The following is an 18,409-nucleotide window of genomic DNA, read 5'->3' as shown; positions in this document are numbered from 1 at the left end:
GTCAACGAACAGTTAGAACAGGTGTCCCGCGCGAAGCAGGAGGTGCTCCAGAACGGGGCCAAGGCTCAGCACCGGGAAGAACGTGAGCGCGCCAACGATCACGATCAGGCCGGTCAGCAACACCGTGAACAGCGGTGTCGTCACGGGGAAGGTGCCCGCTGTGGCCGGCGTAATCTTCTTCGCGGCAAGGTTTCCCGAAATCGCGAGCATCGGGACGATCATCAGGAAGCGTCCTGCGAACATGGCGATGCCGAGCGAGAAGTTATACCAATGTGTGTTCGCGCTCAGGCCCGCGAACGCAGAGCCGTTGTTACCTGTCGCAGAGGTGTACGCATACAGGACTTCCGACAATCCATGCGGTCCGTGATTCGCCAGTCCTGCCAAGCCAGTGGGCGTTCGAAGTCCGATGGCAGCGAGCACCAGGATGATGAGCGGAAAGATCAGGAGGTACAGCATTGCCATCTGCACGTCATATGACTCGATCTTCTTGCCCAGGTACTCCGGCGTACGACCGACCATCAAGCCAGCGATGAAGACCGCAACGATGACGAAGACGAGCATGCCGTACATGCCTGCGCCAACACCACCGAAGACTATTTCGCCCAGCAGGATGTTCGTCAAAGGAACGAGACCGCCCAGCGGTGTGAAACTGTCGTGCATGCTGTTCACAGCCCCGCAGCTTGCATCCGTGGTGACCGTGGCAAAGAGAGCAGAGTTCGCGATACCGAAGCGAACTTCCTTACCTTCCATGTTGCCGCCCGACTGCTGCAGCGAAACCTGTTGATCGACGTTCGCCAGTTGCGGATTCCCCTTCGCTTCAGCCCAAAAGACCGTGAAGACACCGGCAAACCACAGCACCGTCATGGCTGCGAGAACGGCCCATCCATGTTTCGGTGAACCCACCATCTGCCCAAGTGTGACCGTAAGTCCAGCGGGGATCAGGAAGATCGCAAGCATCTGCAGGAAGTTTGTAAGGGGCGTCGGGTTCTCGAACGGATGAGCGCTGTTTGCGTTGAAGAAGCCACCGCCATTGGTGCCCAGCATTTTGATCGCTTCCTGCGAAGCGACCGGGCCCTGTGCAATCGTCTGCGTCGTCGCGATCGATGTTTTGCCGTCCGCGCTTGTCATCTTCTGTGGCTCAAGCAGCTTCACCGTGTCATACGACTTGAGGTTCTGAACAACTCCTTGCGACACCAGCACTAGGGCGAAGATCACCGAGAGCGGCAATAGCACCCAGAAGGTGCCACGCGTCAGGTCAACCCAGAAATTGCCAAGCGTCTTAGCCTCACGACGCGCAATGCCACGAATAAAGGCAATCGCGAGTGCAAGACCCGCAGCGGCAGACCAGAAGTTATGTGTCGCCAGCCCAAGCATCTGCGTGAGGTAGCTCATACTGGTCTCAGGCACGTAGGACTGCCAATTGGTGTTCGTTGTGAAAGAAACGGCGGTGTTGAAGGCAAGGTCCGCAGGGATGCCCGGAAGATGTTGTGTGTTCAGCGGCAGGACGTGTTGCAATCTCTGGACCAGGTAGGTCAGCGTGAGGCTGGCTGCGCTGAACATCAGCATCGCGACGCCGTACTGCATCCAGTTCATCTCCTCGTCAGCGTTCACGCCGGTGACACGATAGAGCAGACGTTCAAAGGGAACAAGGACCGGATCGAGGAAGGTCCGACGACGCTCGAAGACGCTCGTCATGAAGCTGCCCATTGGCTTAGCCAGGAGCAGTACTGCCGCGATGAACACTGCAATCTGCAGCCATCCATTGAGAGACATCAGAATTTCTCCGGGCGAAGCAACGCGTAGATCAGGTAGGCCATAAGAGCGCCGGCTAGTATGAGCAGGATTAGATTCAAGACCATCAGCGGCCACCTTTCAGGCTGGCGCAGCCGCGCACGTACAGCAGGCAGGCACCGAATAGGAGCAGCAAGAGCGCTATAGCCAACACATCGAGCATGGGAATTCCTTTCGTTCGTAAGGCCCAGGAGAAGGCGAAGGCAAGTCGCTCAGACCTGTCGGGTCGCAGGGACTCATGGAGATTTGTTGAGGGGATTGCAGTGGTATCAGGCACGGTCGGGCCGTGAGGGCGTGTGAGCAGAAAGAGGCTCCACGTTTGGGCTCGTTACAGACCGCTGTGCGAGATGGTTTCTGGAATCGCCGATTGATCTGCGATGCGCGGGAGAACTCCACCTTGATCGTGAAATACGCGATTCTGGCCACTGCGGAAGACATCGTTACGGCTCCATCGCCTATTCCAATGCGAGAGCCTGTAAGAAGTCCGTAAGAAAGGCATTAAGAAGTCATAAGGAGGTCTTCGCGCCGGTCACCTTGAGCGCATAGCCGACCCATGGCTCGCTAACGATATAGCGAAGGTCCTTGTCTTCGATCTTGCGACGCAACTGCGCCACCAGCACACGTAGATTCTCTGTCTGACCGTCATTCACGGTTCCCCAAACTGCTTCTGCGAGGGAGCGATGTGTCAGGACACGATCCGGAGACTTAAGGAAGAAGTGCAGCAGATCGAATTCTTTCGGCGTCAGGTGGACGGAGTTCTGCCGCACAGAAACTGTTCGTGTACGGAAGTCCATGGAGAAGTCGCCCTCCTGCAGGGCGTCTTCAGGTTCATTCTCCGCGTCACTGACTCGGCGCAAGTGAGCGCGAACGCGTGCGAGCAGTTCCGGCATCGTGAACGGTTTGGTGACATAGTCATCTGCTCCCGCATCGAGCGCGTCCACTTTCAACGGCTCCATGTTTCGCACGCTGAGCACGATGATGGGCACTTTCGAAATCCGGCGTATCTCACGCGTCAGCGAAAGACCATCCATGACAGGCATACTCATGTCAGTGATGATCAGATCGGGCTGCAATTGCTCAAAGGCTGTGAAGCCTTCCAGCCCGTTCTTCGCGCTGACCACCTCATAACCATTCACGGTCAGGGAGGCACGCAGCATGCGCAGGATCTGCGGTTCATCGTCGACAATCAGGATGCGACTCATTCGGCATCCTGCGTGATGATATGTAGATCGACGTGCGGCGCTTCTGACATGAACTTTCCAATCGCAAGATAGTACAGATATTTACGGAAGCCACGCAGCGCGGATCGGCCGAAGATTGCCTGTGTGATGCGATGTTCCTTGACATAAGCGGCCGTGGCCATTGCAACACTACTGCCGGCTAACTGCACGATGTGCGCTCCAAGATTCTGTGCGAACTGAATGTGGGCATCGAGTGTCTGCTTTCGCTGTCCCTCGGTATCGCGATCGGCTGCAACATGCAGTACATACAGCTCACCTCCAAGCCCCTCCGCAAGGCGTGCGCCACGGGCAATCAGATCCCGCGACTGCGGGTTGGAGCTGATACATACGGCAACACGCTCCGAGACTGACCAGTGCGCGCCAAGGCGCTTGCGACGGACGTACGCATCCAGATTACGATCAACTGCCCTGGTCACTTTTTGGAGAGCCATCTCACGCAGTGCGATCAGGTTCCCCTTGCGAAAGAAATTTGCAAGCGCTCGCTCGACGCGTTCCATGGGATAGACATCGCCACGGCGCATACGGGTCGCGAGCGCCTCAGGCGTCAAATCGCTGATGACGATTTCGTCCGCTCGGTCCAGTACCCAGTCCGGTACCTGTTCCCGAACGGTGATGCCGGTAAGTGACTGGACGCGTGGTGTCAAGCTCTCGATGTGCTGGATGTTGATGGTGGAAAGGACATCGATGTTGTGCTCCAGCAGCAGGAGTACATCCTCATACCGCTTGCCGAAGCGGCTGCCTTCAACGTTGGTGTGAGCGAGTTCGTCCACCAGCACCACCTGCGGAGCGCGGGCAAGTATGGCATCGACATCCATTTCACGGAAGACGGTTCCTCTGTAGTTGAGTTCCCTTGGCGGAACTGCTTCCAGCTTGGTGCTGAGTTCCGCAGTGCCTCGTCGGCCATGACTCTCAACGACGCCAATGACGACATCCTCGCCGCGACTCCGCCGGCGGATACCTTCGCTCAGCATGCTGAACGTTTTGCCCACGCCTGGTGCGTACCCAAGAAAAATCTTGAGGCGGCCGGTCTGTTTGTCCTGGTCGCTGGAAGCGAGCCAGTCTTCCGGTGTTTTCCGCTCCGCTTCAACCATCTACAATCCACCCCATGAACTCGCGCCGCTTTCTTATGATCATTCGTTGGATCGTTTCCTTCGCGGCTCTGGCCGGAATTGTACTCGTGTACAGTCGCTGGCTCCACGTGAATCAGACCACGGTCGCGTTGACACTGGTTCTGTTGATCCTCGGATTGGCGGCTAACTTCAGCCTGCGGTATGCCGTTGCAGTCTCACTGGCTGCGACGGCAGCTTATAACTATTACTTCCTGCCGCCCATTGGAAGTATCACCATAGCCGACGCGCAAAACTGGCTTGCACTGCTCGCTTTCCTTTCCACATCCGTCATCGGCAGCAGGCTTTCGCAGCGTGCCCGCGATGAAGCGGACCAGGCGAATGCGCGACAGAGGGAAGTGGAGCTCTCTTTTCAACTGGGCCGTGAGCTGCTGCAACTTGACGACGTGGCCAATCTCGTCAGCTCCCTCCCGATGTTGATTGCGCGTGTTACCCGCGCCAACTCCGTCGTGCTCTTCCTGCTGGACGGCGATCGGTTCTTCGAACACGGTTTGCATGTCTTTTCGGGATTCGAGGTCCCTCACCTTCGACAGTTGGCGCTCACCATGACCAACGTCGAGGTCTCGGAGCAAGGTGAAGCACGCGTGCCGTTAAAAGTCGGCGTGATGCCCAGGGGGCTTGTCAGTATCCAGGGTGTGAAACTCTCCCGGGAGAGCCTTGAGACCATTGGTGGCCTCGTTTCGATCTCGCTCGACCGGGCACAGGCCCTAGAGAACGTCGCGAAGGGTGAGGCAAATCGTCAGAGTGAGCGGCTTCGTACGCTCATCATTGACTCCATTACGCACGAGCTGCGGACCCCTTTGACATCCATCAAGGGCGCAGCAAGCGCGTTGCTTGCGAATACCGACACGCCCGCGGAGGCCAGGACAGAGCTATTGCAGATCATCAACGAGGAGAGTGACCGGCTGAATCTGCTGGTCTCTCAGGCGACTGAGATGGCTCAGCTCGATGCACAGCAGGTTCACATGACCTTTCAGCAGGTCAGCGTGCAGGAAATTCTGGAGGCAGGTGGTCCGACGTGCCTGGTAGACCCATCGAAACATCCCCTGACAATCTCAAGCGCGCCCGACTTGCCACAAGTCACGGCTGATCCCGAGTTCGTTCAAAAAGTGCTTTGCAACTTGATTGAGAACGCTGAAAAGTATTCGCCGGAGGGTGCACCGATCTTCGTTTCAGCGCGGCTCACGGGTCCCTTTGTTGAAGTAAGTGTTGCCGACCGTGGTGCCGGGATCGACTCGAGCGAAGTCGCGCTGATCTTTGATCGCTTCTATCGCGGACGCAGCCACGGCGACCGCGTGGCTGGCACCGGCATGGGGCTGGCGATCAGCAAGGCGATCATCAGTGCGCACGGCGGGACGCTTTCGGTGACCAGTCAGCTGGGACAAGGTTCGGTCTTCACCTTCACGCTTCCGATTGCGAAGCTGTAGCGTGACGAACCTTTGATCTTTCTGACCGTTCTTATGCCTTTCTTATGGAGGAAGGCATGAAATGGATTATGCCGCCGGTGTTGGACTGGACCCGCGGCAGGAGAGCAATGGTCGAAGGATCAAGCGCAGGTGACCAAAGGAAGCCCAAGAGTTCCGGGGCACCGATTGTAGTCATGAAATTCGGAGGCACTTCCGTCCAGGACGCGGCTGCTATCCATAGAACGATTTCCATTGTGAAGGGAAGGCGGGATCGAGGGCTTCGGCCTGTGGTCGTAGTCTCTGCCATGGCGAAGGTGACAGACCAATTGCTTCTGGCGGCCGAGGCCGCAGCGGTAAACGATACTCAGCAGGCGATGGAAATTTCGCGGTCTCTTCGTGAACGCCATTTGGGTACGGCTGCGGATCTCGTTGGCAGGAATATCCAAGCTGTTGCGAAGGTCATCCATGAGAATTTCGACAAGCTGGAAGACATTCTCCGTGGCGTGGCTGCCGTAGGAGAACTCACCAAGCGCACCATAGACCTCATCAGCAGTTACGGGGAGCGCCTCTCAAGCAGGATTGTTGCGGACGCCTTTGAGCATCGCGGCATCCGCAGCGCACATGTTGATGCGCGCACCTGCATTATCACGAACAGCCATCACGGCAGGGCCGTGCCGCAGACGGAACTCATCGGCGCAAGGCTTCATGAGCATGTTCTGCCTCTGTTGGAGGTCAGCGCGATCCCGATCCTGGGCGGCTTCATCGGATCCGCCGCGAATGGCATTACGACAACGCTTGGCCGGGGCGGAAGCGATTTCACTGCGGCGCTTGTCGGCAGTGGTTTGAACGCGGGTGCAATCGAAATATGGACCGACGTGAATGGCATCATGACGACGGATCCGCGGATCTGTCCGGATGCACTTCGCGTCAGAGCTCTCAGCTTTGAAGAGGCTGCCGAACTTGCCTACTTTGGCGCAAAGGTACTGCATCCTTCTACGATCCTCCCCGCAGTCAAGAAGGACATTCCCGTGTGGGTCCTGAACTCGCACAACCCCTTGAACGAGGGCACGAAGATCACGGCCTTCGCACCCCGCAGTAGTAGCCCGCTGAAGAGTATCTCGGCCAAGAAGCACCTGACCATCATTCATATCGTCTCTTCACGCATGTTGATGTCGCACAAGTTTCTCCGGGCATCCTTCGAGGTGTTTGACCGCTATGCCTGCGCGGTCAACATGGTTTCCACGAGTGAAGTCAGCATCTCCGTCAGCATCGACGCCACGGACGAACTGCCGGGTATCATTGCCGACCTGTCCCAGATTGCCACGGTGCGAACCGAAGAGAGGAAAGCGCTGATCTGTCTTGTGGGTGAGAATATCCAGGGACACAAGGGGCTTTCAGAGCGGGTCTTTTCCGCTGTTCGTGAGATTAACCTGGACATGATCTCGCAGGGTGCGAATGGCATCAACATGAGTTTCATGATTGACGGCACGGCCGTGGAGGGTGCGGTCCGCTCCCTGCATAGAGAGTTCTTCGCCGATCCTGACCCGGCGATCTTCGATCTCGCGAATACAGGAAAGGCAGTTGCTTCCGCCGTTCTCTCGAAACCGCGGATCGCAGACCCCTCCGGTGTTGCAAAACCTGCATTTGCCGGTGTTCCGTAGGCTCTCTTGGCGGTCATGCTCTGGAAAGATAGGCTTCTTACGATGTTAGGAGTGGCTTGCTCTTATGTTGCATCCAACGACCTGTCAGCAGGGTACCTTGGGACGAGACTGTCCGGATGGTACCGCTGTCTGCAAGGGACGATGAAGAGATTGATCCAGCGCACGCGCCGCCGCTCAGCAGCCGCACTCCTGACGGTGGCGGCGATCGCGTTCAACGTATCCGTCCTCGCGGCGCAGAACGTCCCGGACGCACCTGCAGCTGCTGTTCCCCCAGGAGGAGACCTAAGACCCGGCTTCGTTGGTCGCTGGATCGACTTTTATCGTGCGGACTGGAAGGGCGCCGCGACCAGCGGTCCGGCCGCTCCGCGCCGCGGCGTTCCATCCCCCCTGAACTCGCCACCGTTTCCAAGTGCTGACTGGTCTTACGGGGGATCACCCACGATTGGTGAGTCGGATGGCAACGTCTATCCGCTCCAGACAGCGATCAATGGAGCGACAGGGCGAACCAAGGTCTATGGATGGATTGAGCCAACGGCAAACGTGTCGACATCGCGCGATCGAAACTATCCAGAGACGAATGACATCTATTCCAATCGCGTCGAACTCGGGCAGGCCGTACTTTACGTCGAGCGGCTACCCGACTCTGTGCAGCGGGATCATATCGACTGGGGTTTCCACATCACGGGCTTCTTCGGAACGGACTACCGATCCACCACGAACAAGGGATACTTCAGTCAGCAATTGCTGGACAAAAATCGTCAGTACGGCTTTGATCCTGTACTGGAGTATGTCGACGTTTATTTCCCGCATGTCGCCCACGGCATGAATGTGCGAGCCGGTCGCTATATCTCCATCCCCGGTATTGAAGCGCAACTCACACCCAATAACTACATGTTCAGCCACTCACTGCTCTATGCTGTAGACCCATTCACCGACACGGGAATACTTGCCACCATTCAGTTGAATGATCGGTGGACGGTGCAGGCGGGGCTGTCTGCCAGTCATGACGTGGCCCCGTGGACACCGGATGCGAAGCCAGCGTTTACCGGGTGCGTCAGTTACACAACGACCAGTGTGAAGGACAACTTTTACGTCTGCGCCAACGGCATCAATGACGGCAAGTATGCCTTCAATAATCTTCAGATGTACGACGCAACCTGGTACCACAAGTTCGGCAGCACCTGGCACATGGCCGCGGAGATCTACTCCATGTCGCAGAGGGACGTGCCCAGCGTGACAGGCACGCTGGTCCCGGAAAAGGGAACCAACGGCGCCCATTGCAGGCCAAGAGTGCAGACGTGCTTCGCGCCGGAATGGGCTGCGGTGCACTATCTGAACAAACAGCTCTCGGCTCACGACTTCGTCTCGTTGCGGACGGATTTTCTAAATGACAAGAAGGGTCAGCGCACTGGGTATGCGACACGTTATAGCGAAGAGACACTGATGCTAAGCCATTGGGTTGGAACGACAGTCCAAATCCGTCCAGAGATTCGTTTCGATCATGCGTGGGATCGTCGTTCGTACGACAACGGCACGCGGGCCAACCAGTTCACTGCCGCCACGGATTTGATCTTCCACTTTTGATACTTCTGCTACTTGCCCAGATTTGAACGAATTCTCGACTGGCGGGGCCGGCGAGTTCACCTCCAGGCGGCCATCCGAATTCAGACAAATTTCAGGTACGTCGGTTAATCTCGACCTATGCGGATCGGACTTTTCTGGTGGCTGACCATGTGCGCCATGAGTGCCTCTTGCCAGGCGGTCTCATCCGGTGCGCCGGCGGCGCAGGGAGCTGCACTATCTCTGGAACAGGCCATCAGCATGGTGCAGGCGAACGAGCCGCAGTATGCTGCGGCTGTTGCGGAACGAGGCGCGCTGGCACTTGAGCGGACCAATGCGAAGACCGCATTGTTGCCGACCGTCACCTATCACAACCAGGCCGTTTACACGCAGCCCAATGGCGTCGCCGCAAGCCGCATTGGACAAGTATCCGGCGATGCATCACCGATCTTTATCGCGAACAACGCCATCCGCGAGTATGCCAGCCAGGGCGTGGTGGATGAGAAGATTGGTTTAGGCCAGATCGCGGCAATCCGCTCTGCCACGGCCGGCGCGCTGCGGGCAGAGGCGGAAGCCGAACTTGCCCGGCGCGGCCTCGTTGTCACGGTGACAAACCTCTTCTTCGGCTCGCAAGGCGCTGCTCAGAAAACGACGGTCGCTACTGAGGCCTTGAACGAGGCCAACCACTTTCTGGACATCACGCAGAAGCGCGAGCAGGCTCGCGAAGTGGCTCACGCGGACGTTCTAAAGGCTCAGCTTCAGCAACAACAGCGTGAGCGCGAACTGGGCGACGCCAAACTCGCTGCCACCAAGGCGCGGCTCGAACTGGGTGTGCTGCTATACGCCGACCCTTCCACGCCCTACTCCCTCGACATCCCGACCATGCCGCCGCCCTTGCCCGACCGTGCGGGTATCGATGGTCTGGCGAAGCAGAACAATCCAGAGATCCGCAGCGCGCTCGCAGGTCTGCAGGTTGCACAGGCGGATACCTTCACGGCGAAAGCCGCGCTCGCTCCGGATCTTGTACTGAACTACACCTACGGTATCGATGCGACGAACTTCGGCGTCAATGGTCCCGATGGCATTCACAACCTCGGATATGCGATGAGCGCGACGCTCGACATCCCTGTGTGGGATTGGCTCGCAACCGAGCGAAGGATCAAGGCAAGCAGGTTACGTGCAGATGCTGCAAAGGTTGTCCTGACAGCAGCGCAGCGGCGGTTGCTGGCGAACCTGGAAGAGTTCTATGCCGAAGCCAATCTAGCCGCGCAACAACTTCGCTCGCTTGACGCCAGTGTCATCACAGCGCGGGAGAGCCTCCGTCTTACCAATCTTCGCTACGTCGATGGAGAGAGCACTGCGCTTGAAGTCGTCGATGCGCAGGCGGCTGTCATCACCGCCGAGAACGCGCAGGTTGACGGGCAACTTCGCTATCAGCTTGCGCGTGCGCAACTGCAGACCCTAACGGGAAGGCTCCCATGATAATTCAACGCAGCTTCAGCGGCAGCGTTGTTGCTTTCCTCTCACTCGTGTTCCTTGCAACGACCGCTTGCAAGAGCAAAGAGGAAGAAGCAGCATCTTCCGTCGTCACGGTACAAGCGTCTCACCCAACTGTCGGCCCCATCTCGGAAGAGATCGCTGCCGACGCGATTCTTGCACCGCTCTCTCAAGCAGCCATCGCGCCACGCATCAGCGCCCCTATCCTGCGTGAGTATGTGCAACGCGGTCAGCGTGTGAAGCAGGGACAACTACTCATCGCACTGGATGATCGCGATCTGCGCGGCGCCGCCGCTGACAGTCGAGGCACCGTCACGACGGCGAATGCTGCGCTGACCACCGCCGTGAATGCTTCCATACCGGAAGACGTGAAGAAGGCGGAGACCGATGTCGCGCAGGCACGTGCCGCGCGCGATGTCGCCGTGCGCACGGCGGACGAACGCAAAAAACTTTTCCAGGAGGGAGCGTTGTCGGGCCGCGACGCGGACACCGCCTACGCCGCTGCCGTCCAGGCGCAATCGACCTATGATGTCGCCACTAAGCATCTGGAAGGCGTGATGTCGACGACTCGCGCCACTTCGAAACAGACCGCAGAAGGCCAACTAACATCAGCCAAGGGCAAGCTCATGAGCGCCGAGGCGCAGGTGAGCTATGCACAACTGCGGAGCCCCATCAATGGCGTTGTGACGGACCGTCCGCTGTTTCCCGGCGAGACCGCTCAGTCTGGTGCGACCATCATCACGGTAATGGATACTTCATCGCTGCTCGCAAAGCTGCACCTCGCGCAGCCGAGCGCTCAGAAGTTGCACGTCGGCGACAAAGCCGAGATCAAGATTCCAGGTGTTGATGATCCACTCGAGGGCACTGTCTCATTCCTGAGTCCAGCGCTCGATGCAGGCTCGACGACGGTCGAAGTATGGGTCAAGCTGAGCAATCCCAGCGGGATCTTCAAAGTGGGGACACCGGTCCACACAACGTTGAGCGGTACCACAGTGAGCAACGCAATGCAGGTTCCATCCGCTGCGATCGTACCTTCAGCGGATGGCAGCACTGCAGTCGTCGTCATCGGTGCGGACGGTTCCTCGCACAAGCGCACGGTGAAGGTCGGCATCCGCACCCCGGAGACCGTACAGATCGTCTCAGGCCTCGCGCCCACGGACAATGTCATCACAGAGGGGGGCTATGGCCTGGACGATGGCACAAAGGTAAAGATTGGCAAACCCGGCGCGGACGTAGACGAAGATGACAAGCCTGCGGCGGGCAGGGCAGCCGAGGACAAGGGCTGATGGCTACCCTAGATGAGTCTGAAGAGTACTGGCTGGCGCGGTCCGTCCGGACGGTGCTGTTCCTGGCGGTAGTCCTCACGGTCGCAGGTATCTATGCCTTCTTCCGTACACCGATCGCGGTCTTTCCGGAAACAAACTTCCCGCGCGTCGTGATCGGCGTCGACAACGGCGTGATGCCGGTCGAGCAGATGCAGGTCACCATCACCAAGCCGATCGAGGATGCTGTCAACAGCGTCCCCGGCCTGGTCACGGTCCGCTCGAATACCAGCCGCGGCACTGCCGAAGTCAGCCTCTTCTTCGACTGGTCCGTGGACATGTTCCGAACGCTGCAACTGGTCGACTCAGCATTGAGCAAAGTACAGCAATCACTGCCATCAACGGCGAAGCTCACGACGAACCGGCTAACCTTTGCAACATTCCCGATTCTTGGCTACTCGCTTACTTCGAATAAGCTTTCGCAATCGCAGCTATGGGAGTTGGCGCAATACACGTTGAAGCCACCGCTCAACCGCGTGAGCGGCGTAAGCACTGTAGCCATTCAAGGCGGGCAGGTCCCCGAGTTCCATGTTGTTCCGAACATGGCGAAGCTGCAGGCAGCGGGCGTCACGATCCTGGACCTGACAAATGCGATTCAGACTTCGAACATCATTGATTCTCCGGGTCTTTATCAACAGGATCATCAGCTTGTTCTTGCCTTGGTAGGCGCGCAGGCACACGATATAGACGGCCTGAAGCAGCTTTCTGTAAAAACCACGACCAGCGGCGCGCCGGTGCGCATTGGCGATGTCGCCGATGTCATCCAGGCAACCATGCCTATCTACACCGCGGTCACTGCGGACGATCAGCCCGCGGTGCTGCTGAACATCACGCGCCAGCCCAGCAGTAATACCGTCGCAGTGGCGGATGGCGTAGGCGCCGTCGTTGCGAACCTCCAGACGAAATTACCCAAAGGCGTCGTCCTCAAGCCCTACTACGACCAGTCGCAAATCGTTCGGGAGAGTATCAGCAGCGTGCGCGACGCGATCCTCATCGGTCTGGTGCTCGCCTGCATCATCCTCTATCTCTTTCTGCGGGACTGGCGCTCCTCGCTCATTGCAGGTCTCGTCATACCCGTCACGGTTGCTGCGACCGTACTCGCGCTTTGGCTCATCGGCGAAAGCTTCAACCTGATGACCCTGGGTGGTCTGGCTGCTGCCATCGGTCTTGTGATTGACGATGCGATCGTGGTCGTTGAGAACATCGTGCTCCATCGCGACAGTGGACAGTCGCGCCTGGACGCGGTGCGCCTCGCGCTGAAAGAGATTTCAGTGCCATTGATCGGGTCAACGATCACGCCCGTGGTGGTTTTCCTGCCGCTGGTAGCGGTTACCGGTGTTACCGGCAGTTTCTTTCGCGCACTTGCCACCACGATGACGGTGTCACTGCTGACATCGTTGGTACTGGCAGTGAGTTTCACTCCGGGGCTTGCACTTCTGCTGCTGAAGCAGACGCCCGTTGGTGAAAGTGCCCATGATCACGGTGAGCCTGGCAAGATCCTGGGGCGCGTCATGCAGTGGCACCACCGGGCCTTGGACTTCTCGTTGGCGAGACCCTGGACACTCGTAGGCATGTGCGCAGTGTTAATCGTTGGCACGCTGTTCGCGTACCGTTCGCTCGGTTCTGATCTACTGCCGGAAATGGACGAGGGTGGATTCATCCTCGACTACATCATGCCGGCTGGAAGCTCGCTGCAGTCCACCGGCGATGTGCTCGCGCGCGTTGAAGAGATCCTCAGAAAGACGCCGGAGGTCGAGAGCGTCAGCCGCCGCACCGGGCTCCAGATGGGGCTTGCAGCGGTCACTGAGGCGAACACGGGCGATATGACCGTCAAGCTCAAGGGAAAGCGCGATCGCGGGATCGATGAGGTCATCGCCGATGTTCGCGCCAAGGTGAAGGCCGCTGAACCGCAGCTCGATACTGAGTACATCCAGGTCCTTCAGGACAACATCAACGATCTGTCTAACGCGCCTGAACCCATCCAGATCAAGCTCTTCAGCCAGGACTTCGCGCTGCTTAGTGAGCTCGCACCGCGCATCGCTGACGAGATCGGTAAGGTCAAGGGCGTCGTCAGTATCGAGAACGGCATTGATAACACCATAAGCGGACCGGCCACCAACTTCCAGGTAGATCCGCAACTTGCCGCACGTTTGGGCTTCACGCCGCAGGAAGCCGCAGAAGATGCAACCTCGATCCTGGATGGTGTTACGGTTAACGATCCTGTGATTGCAAACGGCCGTCCGTATACCGTGCGTGTTCGGCTCGGCGACGCAACACGGAGAGATCTCGATACCATTCGCGACACTGTCTTCAATTCAGCTTCGGGCCGCACCGCGTCGCTTGGCTCGCTTGCTGAAATCACGCAGCTCCCACCCCAGAATGAGATCAAGCGAGAGAACCTGCAGCGACTGGTGACCGTCACCGCTCAGCTCGAAGGGACCGATCTCGGAACAGCCGTGAAGGCCGTGCAGGCACGCGTACAGGCTATGCACATTCCAGCGACGGTACGGGTGGAGTATGGCGGCACCTATGAAGAGCAGCAGAAGTCCTTCGGCGAACTTGTGCGGGTGCTATTGCTAGCACTTATCCTCGTATTCGGTGTGCTGCTGACAGAGTTCCGGAATTTCGCGGCTCCCGTCGCTATCCTGTCGTCCTCCGTGCTCTCCATTGCCGGGGTCGTTGGAGCGTTACTCATCACTGGAACCGCATTCAACGTCGCGTCGTTCATGGGACTGATCATGGTCATTGGCATCGTAGCCAAGAACGGGATACTGCTGCTTGATGCAGATGAACGCTTCCGTGCAGAGGGAATGTCCGCACTGGATGCCATGAAGATGTCTGCACAGCGCCGCCTGCGACCCATCCTGATGACCGCGCTCGCGGCGGTGACGGGTATGTTTCCCTTGGCGCTCGCCATCGGCGCTGGATCGCAGATGCTGCAGCCGCTCGCAATTGCGGTCATTGGTGGCATTGCGATTTCCATGCTGCTTAGCCTCATCGTGACGCCCCTCATCTATTACGGGCTCACACGTTCCTCGCACGACGAGGCCATCGTGGTGTAACGGACATGTTACGCAAATAGGAGAGGCCCGCAACGGCGGGCCTCTCCTATCACGTGCGGAGAAGTTACTTGCCGACGACGAGCACTGTGAACGTATCTGGTAAGACGGAAGGCCGCTTCGATCCAGCTGCCGGTGCACCGTACTCGGCCGTCATCAGATAGATTCTGTTATTCGTCGCATCGTATGCCATCGTACGCGCGCCCTTCTTCGTTGCGAGGGTCTGCACGGTCTTGTACCCGTTAGCCGCGTCTACGACCGACAGGGTCCCGGTCTCGCCATTGGAAGAGAACGCCAGTTGAGCTTTCGCGTCATATCCTGCAGCGTCGGGACCAGCGCCGATGGTTGCGAGAGCAATCTGCTTACCGGTCTTCGCATCCGTCACCGGCATCTTGTTCCCGTCGCACACGGAGAACAGGCGACTGTGATCCGAGTCGAGCGCCATGCCGGAAGGGGATTCGCAGCCCGGTAGCGCCCAGGTCGCTACGGCCTTCTTGCCTGCGGCATCCAGCTTGACGATGCTGTTCTTGTCTTCAATGTTGACGAAGATCGAACCCTTACCATCGACCTGCGGAAACTCCGGTTTGCCAGGCAGTGCGATGGTCGCGACAACTTCCTTCTTGGCAGGGTCGATCACAGAGACGTTGTTGCTACGGCCGTTGAAAGCCCACACGGTCTTGGTCGTCGGCTCGTAGGCGATGCCGTCCGGGTTTGTTCCGGCCGGAATCGTAGCAAGCACGGCGAAGGTCGATCGATCAAAAATGACTACGGCATTGCCCGCACCATCACTGATATAACCGGTCTTTCCATCCGGATCCAGTGCGACGCCATGGGTACTCTTCAGGCCGGTCACCGCACCAACTGCCTTACCTGTCGCCGTATCGACCACTTCCACGCGGCCATTATGCGTGATGTAAAGGCGATGTGCCGCGCCATCGGCAAGCAGGTAATCCCAACCGCCCGTGCCGCCGAGTTTCCACTGATCGACAATCTTGTAAGGTGTCTGCGCGATCGAACTCATCGCGATAAGGCAGCACGTCGCTGCCAGAGATGCCGTATATCGTTTCATCGTATTCACCTGGCGGCCAGGAATGGCCAGCAATTAAGTCTGGCTAGAGCCGATTAAGCGCTGATGAAGGAAGCCGTCACCCGCGTGCCTTTTCCTGCGGTGCTCGTAATCTCAATCCGGCCTCCCGCGGCGTTCACGATGGTCTGGCAGATGGAGAGGCCCAGGCCGGTTCCACCCGAGGCACGAGATCGCGAGGGGTCCTCGCGATAGAACCGTTCGAAGACGTGAGGGAGTGCCTCCGCACGAATCCCGCTGCCCTCATCGATCACTTGCAGGATGGCGTGGCCTGCCTCATTCTTGACAGCCACGACGACGGTGGATCCAGCGGCGCTGTGGCGGATTGCATTCGAAAGCAGATTGGTCAGCAACGTCTGCGCCCGATCCATGCGCAGATTCGTGCGGACACTGTCATCGGCCGAGACGACCAGTCGGACCCCCTGTGTCTCTGCGACCGACTCCATGGTCGCGCAGGCCTCACGCGCCGCATCCGCAAAGTTCAGGCTCGGTGTACTTGCCTCAGATGCCTGCTCGAAGCGGGCGAGATCCAGCATGCTGGCCACGAGCGACTCCACCCGTGCGTTGTCCTGTAGGAGCTGCTCGAGCCCCGCGATGTATTCGTGTTCACTGCGGCGCCGCAGCATAAGAACCTGGATCGCAGAGCGAACCACTGCAACGGCCGTCTGCATTTCATGTGCAGCATCGCCAACGAAACGCTGTTCCTTTGCGAATGCCTCGCGCACTTCGTCGAGCAACGCAGAGAGCGTCGTTGCCAACGGTCGAAGTTCGTCCACCCGCATTGCACTCGACGGCAGCTCGAAGTGCAGGGATGCTGGCGACACCTTCTGTGCCGCGGAAGCGAGGTCGCGAATTGGCTGTAATGTCTTCCGCACCACGGAAGCTGTCGTGAAAGCCGCGACGACTGAGATCACCACGATGGCGACCAGGAGTTGCCCGACGGCCTCGAATACCTCGTGTAGAACATGGCTCTCGGGCGAGGCGTAAACAAGAACGACGGGACGCCGCAGCCCTACGCCACCGTTCTCCGCGCGATCAATGATGCGTAAGGCTTTACGACGAAGCACGTGATAGGACACCGTGCCAATTCGGAGCTTGCTCATGCCCATCGCGCCGACAGAAGGCAGCGCTGGCTGATCGTCCGCAGACCTGCCGATCAGCTTGCCGCTCTCCGAGTAAACGGCATAGCGATCCTCGCGCATGACGTGGACTTCCGCCGGGTCGATGGTGATGTTGTCTTCCGGGTCTTCCGCATCCTGGATCGCTCCCATTAAGGAGTCCGAACGACCCGTAATCTGCTGATCCAACGCACGCATACGGGTATGGCGCTCCGTCAGAATTGCGACCGCACCTAGCACCAGAGCAAACGCAATCTGCGCCAACAGGACACTGACAACCGTTTGACGAGTTATAGACCGGGATCTCACGGGCGACTAGGACTGCGCCAGGCGGTAGCCGCGCCCGCGCAGCGTCTCCACAACGTCATGATCATGGTTGCCACGCAACTTCCTTCGCAGATTCGAAACGTGTACTTCGATCACGTTGGAATGATGCTCCCATGTGAAGTCGTACAAGTGCTCCAGCAACTCCCGCTTCGATACCACGATGCGTGGACGATACATCAGATACTCCAGAATGCGGAACTCCGTGGGGGAGAGGTCGATCGACCGGCCCTCCCGAATCACACTCTGTTCCCCTGTGTGCAGTTCCAGGTCGCCGAAGCGCAGCAGCGCCTGACTCGCGCCTTTGCTGCGTCGAATCAGTGCCCGGCAGCGCGCTATCAATTCTCCCAGATCAAAAGGCTTCGTCATGAAGTCGTCGGCGCCCGCGTCCAATAATGCGATGGTGCGATCGGTATCACTGACTGCGGTCAGTATCAGTACAGGCGTCGTCTTCCTGGCGGTTCGCAGGGTTTGTACGATCTCGTCACCGTTGCAGCCCGGCAGCATAAGATCCAGTACGATCAGGTCGTAGTCGCCGGCGTTGCAGAACTCGAGCGCTTCTGCTCCATCGTGAACGACGTCAACAGCATAACCAGGACCCTCGCGCAGGCCACGCGCAACATTCTCTGCCAGACGGACTTCATCCTCAACCAACAAGACTCGCACTTGCGCCACCAGAAACAGCGTCTACAGAATCACACAAATGGCCTTTAGTTAGCCTTAATATTTCGATGAGAGGATCATGGACAGATTCTTCCGCCGGCATGCGCAGGTGGGATCACGCAGGGAGAGTCATCGATGTCATGGATTGCTTGGGCGATGCTTTCAGCCGTCTTTGCTGCGGCTACTGCGCTACTGGCCAAGCTAGGCGTCGCTGGCGTCGACCCTAACCTTGCTACGGCTGTCCGGACTACGGTCGTGGTTCTCTTTGCCTGGGTCATCGCCATCAGCTTTGGAGCGCATGACGGCCTTGCGCACATCGAGCGTCGGAGTTGGATCTTCCTTGGGCTGTCCGGATTCGCAACAGGGCTTTCGTGGATTTGCTACTTCCGCGCATTGTCCTTGGGACAGGCGTCGAAGGTAGCACCCATCGACAAACTCAGTGTGGTCTTCGTCATTCTGTTGGCGTGGCCGCTCTTGGGAGAGCGCATCACGTTGATGAAGGCCGCTGGAGGAGCACTGATTACGGCGGGTGCAATCGTGCTGGCGTTCGCCTGAC

14 protein-coding genes are annotated in these 18,409 nt (G+C 58.4%); 7 read left to right on the top strand and 7 right to left on the bottom strand.

What is annotated here, in order from left to right; translation table 11 throughout:
* Nucleotides 1-12: 12 nt before the first annotated feature.
* From kdpA to BLW03_RS02470, 4 genes are all read right to left on the bottom strand, one after another.
* Nucleotides 13-1,773: a potassium-transporting ATPase subunit KdpA gene (kdpA, locus tag BLW03_RS02485; protein WP_074652193.1), complete on the bottom strand. Its 1,761-nt coding sequence runs from the start codon at nt 1,771-1,773 to the stop codon at nt 13-15.
* Nucleotides 1,773-1,859, bottom strand: coding sequence for a K(+)-transporting ATPase subunit F (gene kdpF, locus BLW03_RS21255; protein ID WP_074652192.1), 87 nt, complete (start codon nt 1,857-1,859; stop codon nt 1,773-1,775). The genes kdpA and kdpF overlap by 1 nt, the downstream gene beginning before the upstream one ends.
* Before the next feature lie 438 nt (nt 1,860-2,297).
* Nucleotides 2,298-2,993, bottom strand: coding sequence for a response regulator transcription factor (locus BLW03_RS02475; RefSeq protein ID WP_074652191.1), 696 nt, complete (start codon nt 2,991-2,993; stop codon nt 2,298-2,300).
* Nucleotides 2,990-4,123, bottom strand: coding sequence for a universal stress protein (locus BLW03_RS02470; protein ID WP_074652190.1), 1,134 nt, complete (start codon nt 4,121-4,123; stop codon nt 2,990-2,992). The genes BLW03_RS02475 and BLW03_RS02470 overlap by 4 nt, the downstream gene beginning before the upstream one ends.
* Nucleotides 4,124-4,137: 14 nt before the next feature.
* Between BLW03_RS02470 and BLW03_RS02465 the strand changes: the two genes are divergently transcribed.
* The 6 genes from BLW03_RS02465 (at nt 4,138) to BLW03_RS02440 (ending at nt 14,667) form a co-directional block, all read left to right on the top strand.
* The gene (locus BLW03_RS02465; RefSeq protein ID WP_074652189.1) at nt 4,138-5,586 is read left to right on the top strand and encodes a sensor histidine kinase; all 1,449 of its coding nucleotides are present in this window, start codon (nt 4,138-4,140) and stop codon (nt 5,584-5,586) included.
* Nucleotides 5,587-5,693: 107 nt separating this feature from the next.
* Nucleotides 5,694-7,226 (top strand): lysine-sensitive aspartokinase 3, encoded by a 1,533-nt coding sequence (gene lysC, locus BLW03_RS02460; protein ID WP_083350270.1) that lies wholly within the window; start codon nt 5,694-5,696, stop codon nt 7,224-7,226.
* 141 nt (nt 7,227-7,367) lie between these two features.
* Nucleotides 7,368-8,810, top strand: a complete 1,443-nt coding sequence (locus BLW03_RS02455) for an outer membrane beta-barrel protein (RefSeq protein ID WP_074652188.1) — start codon at nt 7,368-7,370, stop codon at nt 8,808-8,810.
* Between the two features lie 117 nt (nt 8,811-8,927).
* The gene (locus BLW03_RS02450; RefSeq protein ID WP_244501929.1) at nt 8,928-10,268 is read left to right on the top strand and encodes a TolC family protein; all 1,341 of its coding nucleotides are present in this window, start codon (nt 8,928-8,930) and stop codon (nt 10,266-10,268) included.
* Nucleotides 10,265-11,569 (top strand): efflux RND transporter periplasmic adaptor subunit, encoded by a 1,305-nt coding sequence (locus BLW03_RS02445; protein ID WP_074652187.1) that lies wholly within the window; start codon nt 10,265-10,267, stop codon nt 11,567-11,569. The genes BLW03_RS02450 and BLW03_RS02445 overlap by 4 nt, the downstream gene beginning before the upstream one ends.
* On the top strand, nt 11,569-14,667 hold the full coding sequence (locus BLW03_RS02440) for an efflux RND transporter permease subunit (RefSeq protein WP_074652186.1): 3,099 nt from the start codon (nt 11,569-11,571) through the stop codon (nt 14,665-14,667). The genes BLW03_RS02445 and BLW03_RS02440 overlap by 1 nt, the downstream gene beginning before the upstream one ends.
* Nucleotides 14,668-14,731: 64 nt before the next feature.
* On the opposite strand, the gene BLW03_RS02435 is transcribed toward BLW03_RS02440, so the two are convergent.
* The 3 genes from BLW03_RS02435 to BLW03_RS02425 form a co-directional block, all read right to left on the bottom strand.
* Nucleotides 14,732-15,733, bottom strand: a complete 1,002-nt coding sequence (locus BLW03_RS02435) for a YncE family protein (RefSeq protein WP_074652185.1) — start codon at nt 15,731-15,733, stop codon at nt 14,732-14,734.
* A 53-nt stretch (nt 15,734-15,786) separates the two neighbouring features.
* Nucleotides 15,787-17,064 carry a HAMP domain-containing sensor histidine kinase gene (locus BLW03_RS02430; RefSeq protein WP_244501928.1) on the bottom strand — a complete coding sequence of 426 codons (1,278 nt, stop codon included), beginning with the start codon at nt 17,062-17,064 and terminating at the stop codon, nt 15,787-15,789.
* Between the two features lie 117 nt (nt 17,065-17,181).
* The gene (locus BLW03_RS02425) at nt 17,182-17,856 is read right to left on the bottom strand and encodes a response regulator transcription factor (RefSeq protein ID WP_074655718.1); all 675 of its coding nucleotides are present in this window, start codon (nt 17,854-17,856) and stop codon (nt 17,182-17,184) included.
* A gap of 132 nt (nt 17,857-17,988) precedes the next feature.
* On the opposite strand from BLW03_RS02425, the gene BLW03_RS02420 reads away from it, so the two are divergent.
* Complete coding sequence (locus tag BLW03_RS02420; RefSeq protein WP_074652183.1) at nt 17,989-18,408, top strand: EamA family transporter; 420 nt, start codon at nt 17,989-17,991, stop codon at nt 18,406-18,408.
* The last annotated feature ends 1 nt before the right edge of the window (nt 18,409 follow it).

It is taken from the genome of Terriglobus roseus (assembly GCF_900105625.1).
Lineage (GTDB): Bacteria > Acidobacteriota > Terriglobia > Terriglobales > Acidobacteriaceae > Terriglobus > Terriglobus roseus_B.
This window is presented reverse-complemented; position numbering and strand designations above follow the sequence as displayed.

Excerpts from the sequence above, each read along its gene's own strand:
- kdpA (WP_074652193.1), bottom strand. The coding sequence starts at position 1,773 with ATGTCTCTCAATGGATGGCTGCAGATTGCAGTGTTCATCGCGGCAGTA.
- kdpF (WP_074652192.1), bottom strand. The coding sequence starts at position 1,859 with ATGGTCTTGAATCTAATCCTGCTCATACTAGCCGGCGCTCTTATGGCC.
- BLW03_RS02475 (WP_074652191.1), bottom strand. The coding sequence starts at position 2,993 with ATGAGTCGCATCCTGATTGTCGACGATGAACCGCAGATCCTGCGCATG.
- BLW03_RS02470 (WP_074652190.1), bottom strand. The coding sequence starts at position 4,123 with ATGGTTGAAGCGGAGCGGAAAACACCGGAAGACTGGCTCGCTTCCAGC.
- BLW03_RS02465 (WP_074652189.1), top strand. The coding sequence starts at position 4,138 with ATGAACTCGCGCCGCTTTCTTATGATCATTCGTTGGATCGTTTCCTTC.
- lysC (WP_083350270.1), top strand. The coding sequence starts at position 5,694 with ATGGTCGAAGGATCAAGCGCAGGTGACCAAAGGAAGCCCAAGAGTTCC.
- BLW03_RS02455 (WP_074652188.1), top strand. The coding sequence starts at position 7,368 with ATGAAGAGATTGATCCAGCGCACGCGCCGCCGCTCAGCAGCCGCACTC.
- BLW03_RS02450 (WP_244501929.1), top strand. The coding sequence starts at position 8,928 with ATGCGGATCGGACTTTTCTGGTGGCTGACCATGTGCGCCATGAGTGCC.
- BLW03_RS02445 (WP_074652187.1), top strand. The coding sequence starts at position 10,265 with ATGATAATTCAACGCAGCTTCAGCGGCAGCGTTGTTGCTTTCCTCTCA.
- BLW03_RS02440 (WP_074652186.1), top strand. The coding sequence starts at position 11,569 with ATGGCTACCCTAGATGAGTCTGAAGAGTACTGGCTGGCGCGGTCCGTC.
- BLW03_RS02435 (WP_074652185.1), bottom strand. The coding sequence starts at position 15,733 with ATGAAACGATATACGGCATCTCTGGCAGCGACGTGCTGCCTTATCGCG.
- BLW03_RS02430 (WP_244501928.1), bottom strand. The coding sequence starts at position 17,064 with ATGCGTGCGTTGGATCAGCAGATTACGGGTCGTTCGGACTCCTTAATG.
- BLW03_RS02420 (WP_074652183.1), top strand. The coding sequence starts at position 17,989 with ATGTCATGGATTGCTTGGGCGATGCTTTCAGCCGTCTTTGCTGCGGCT.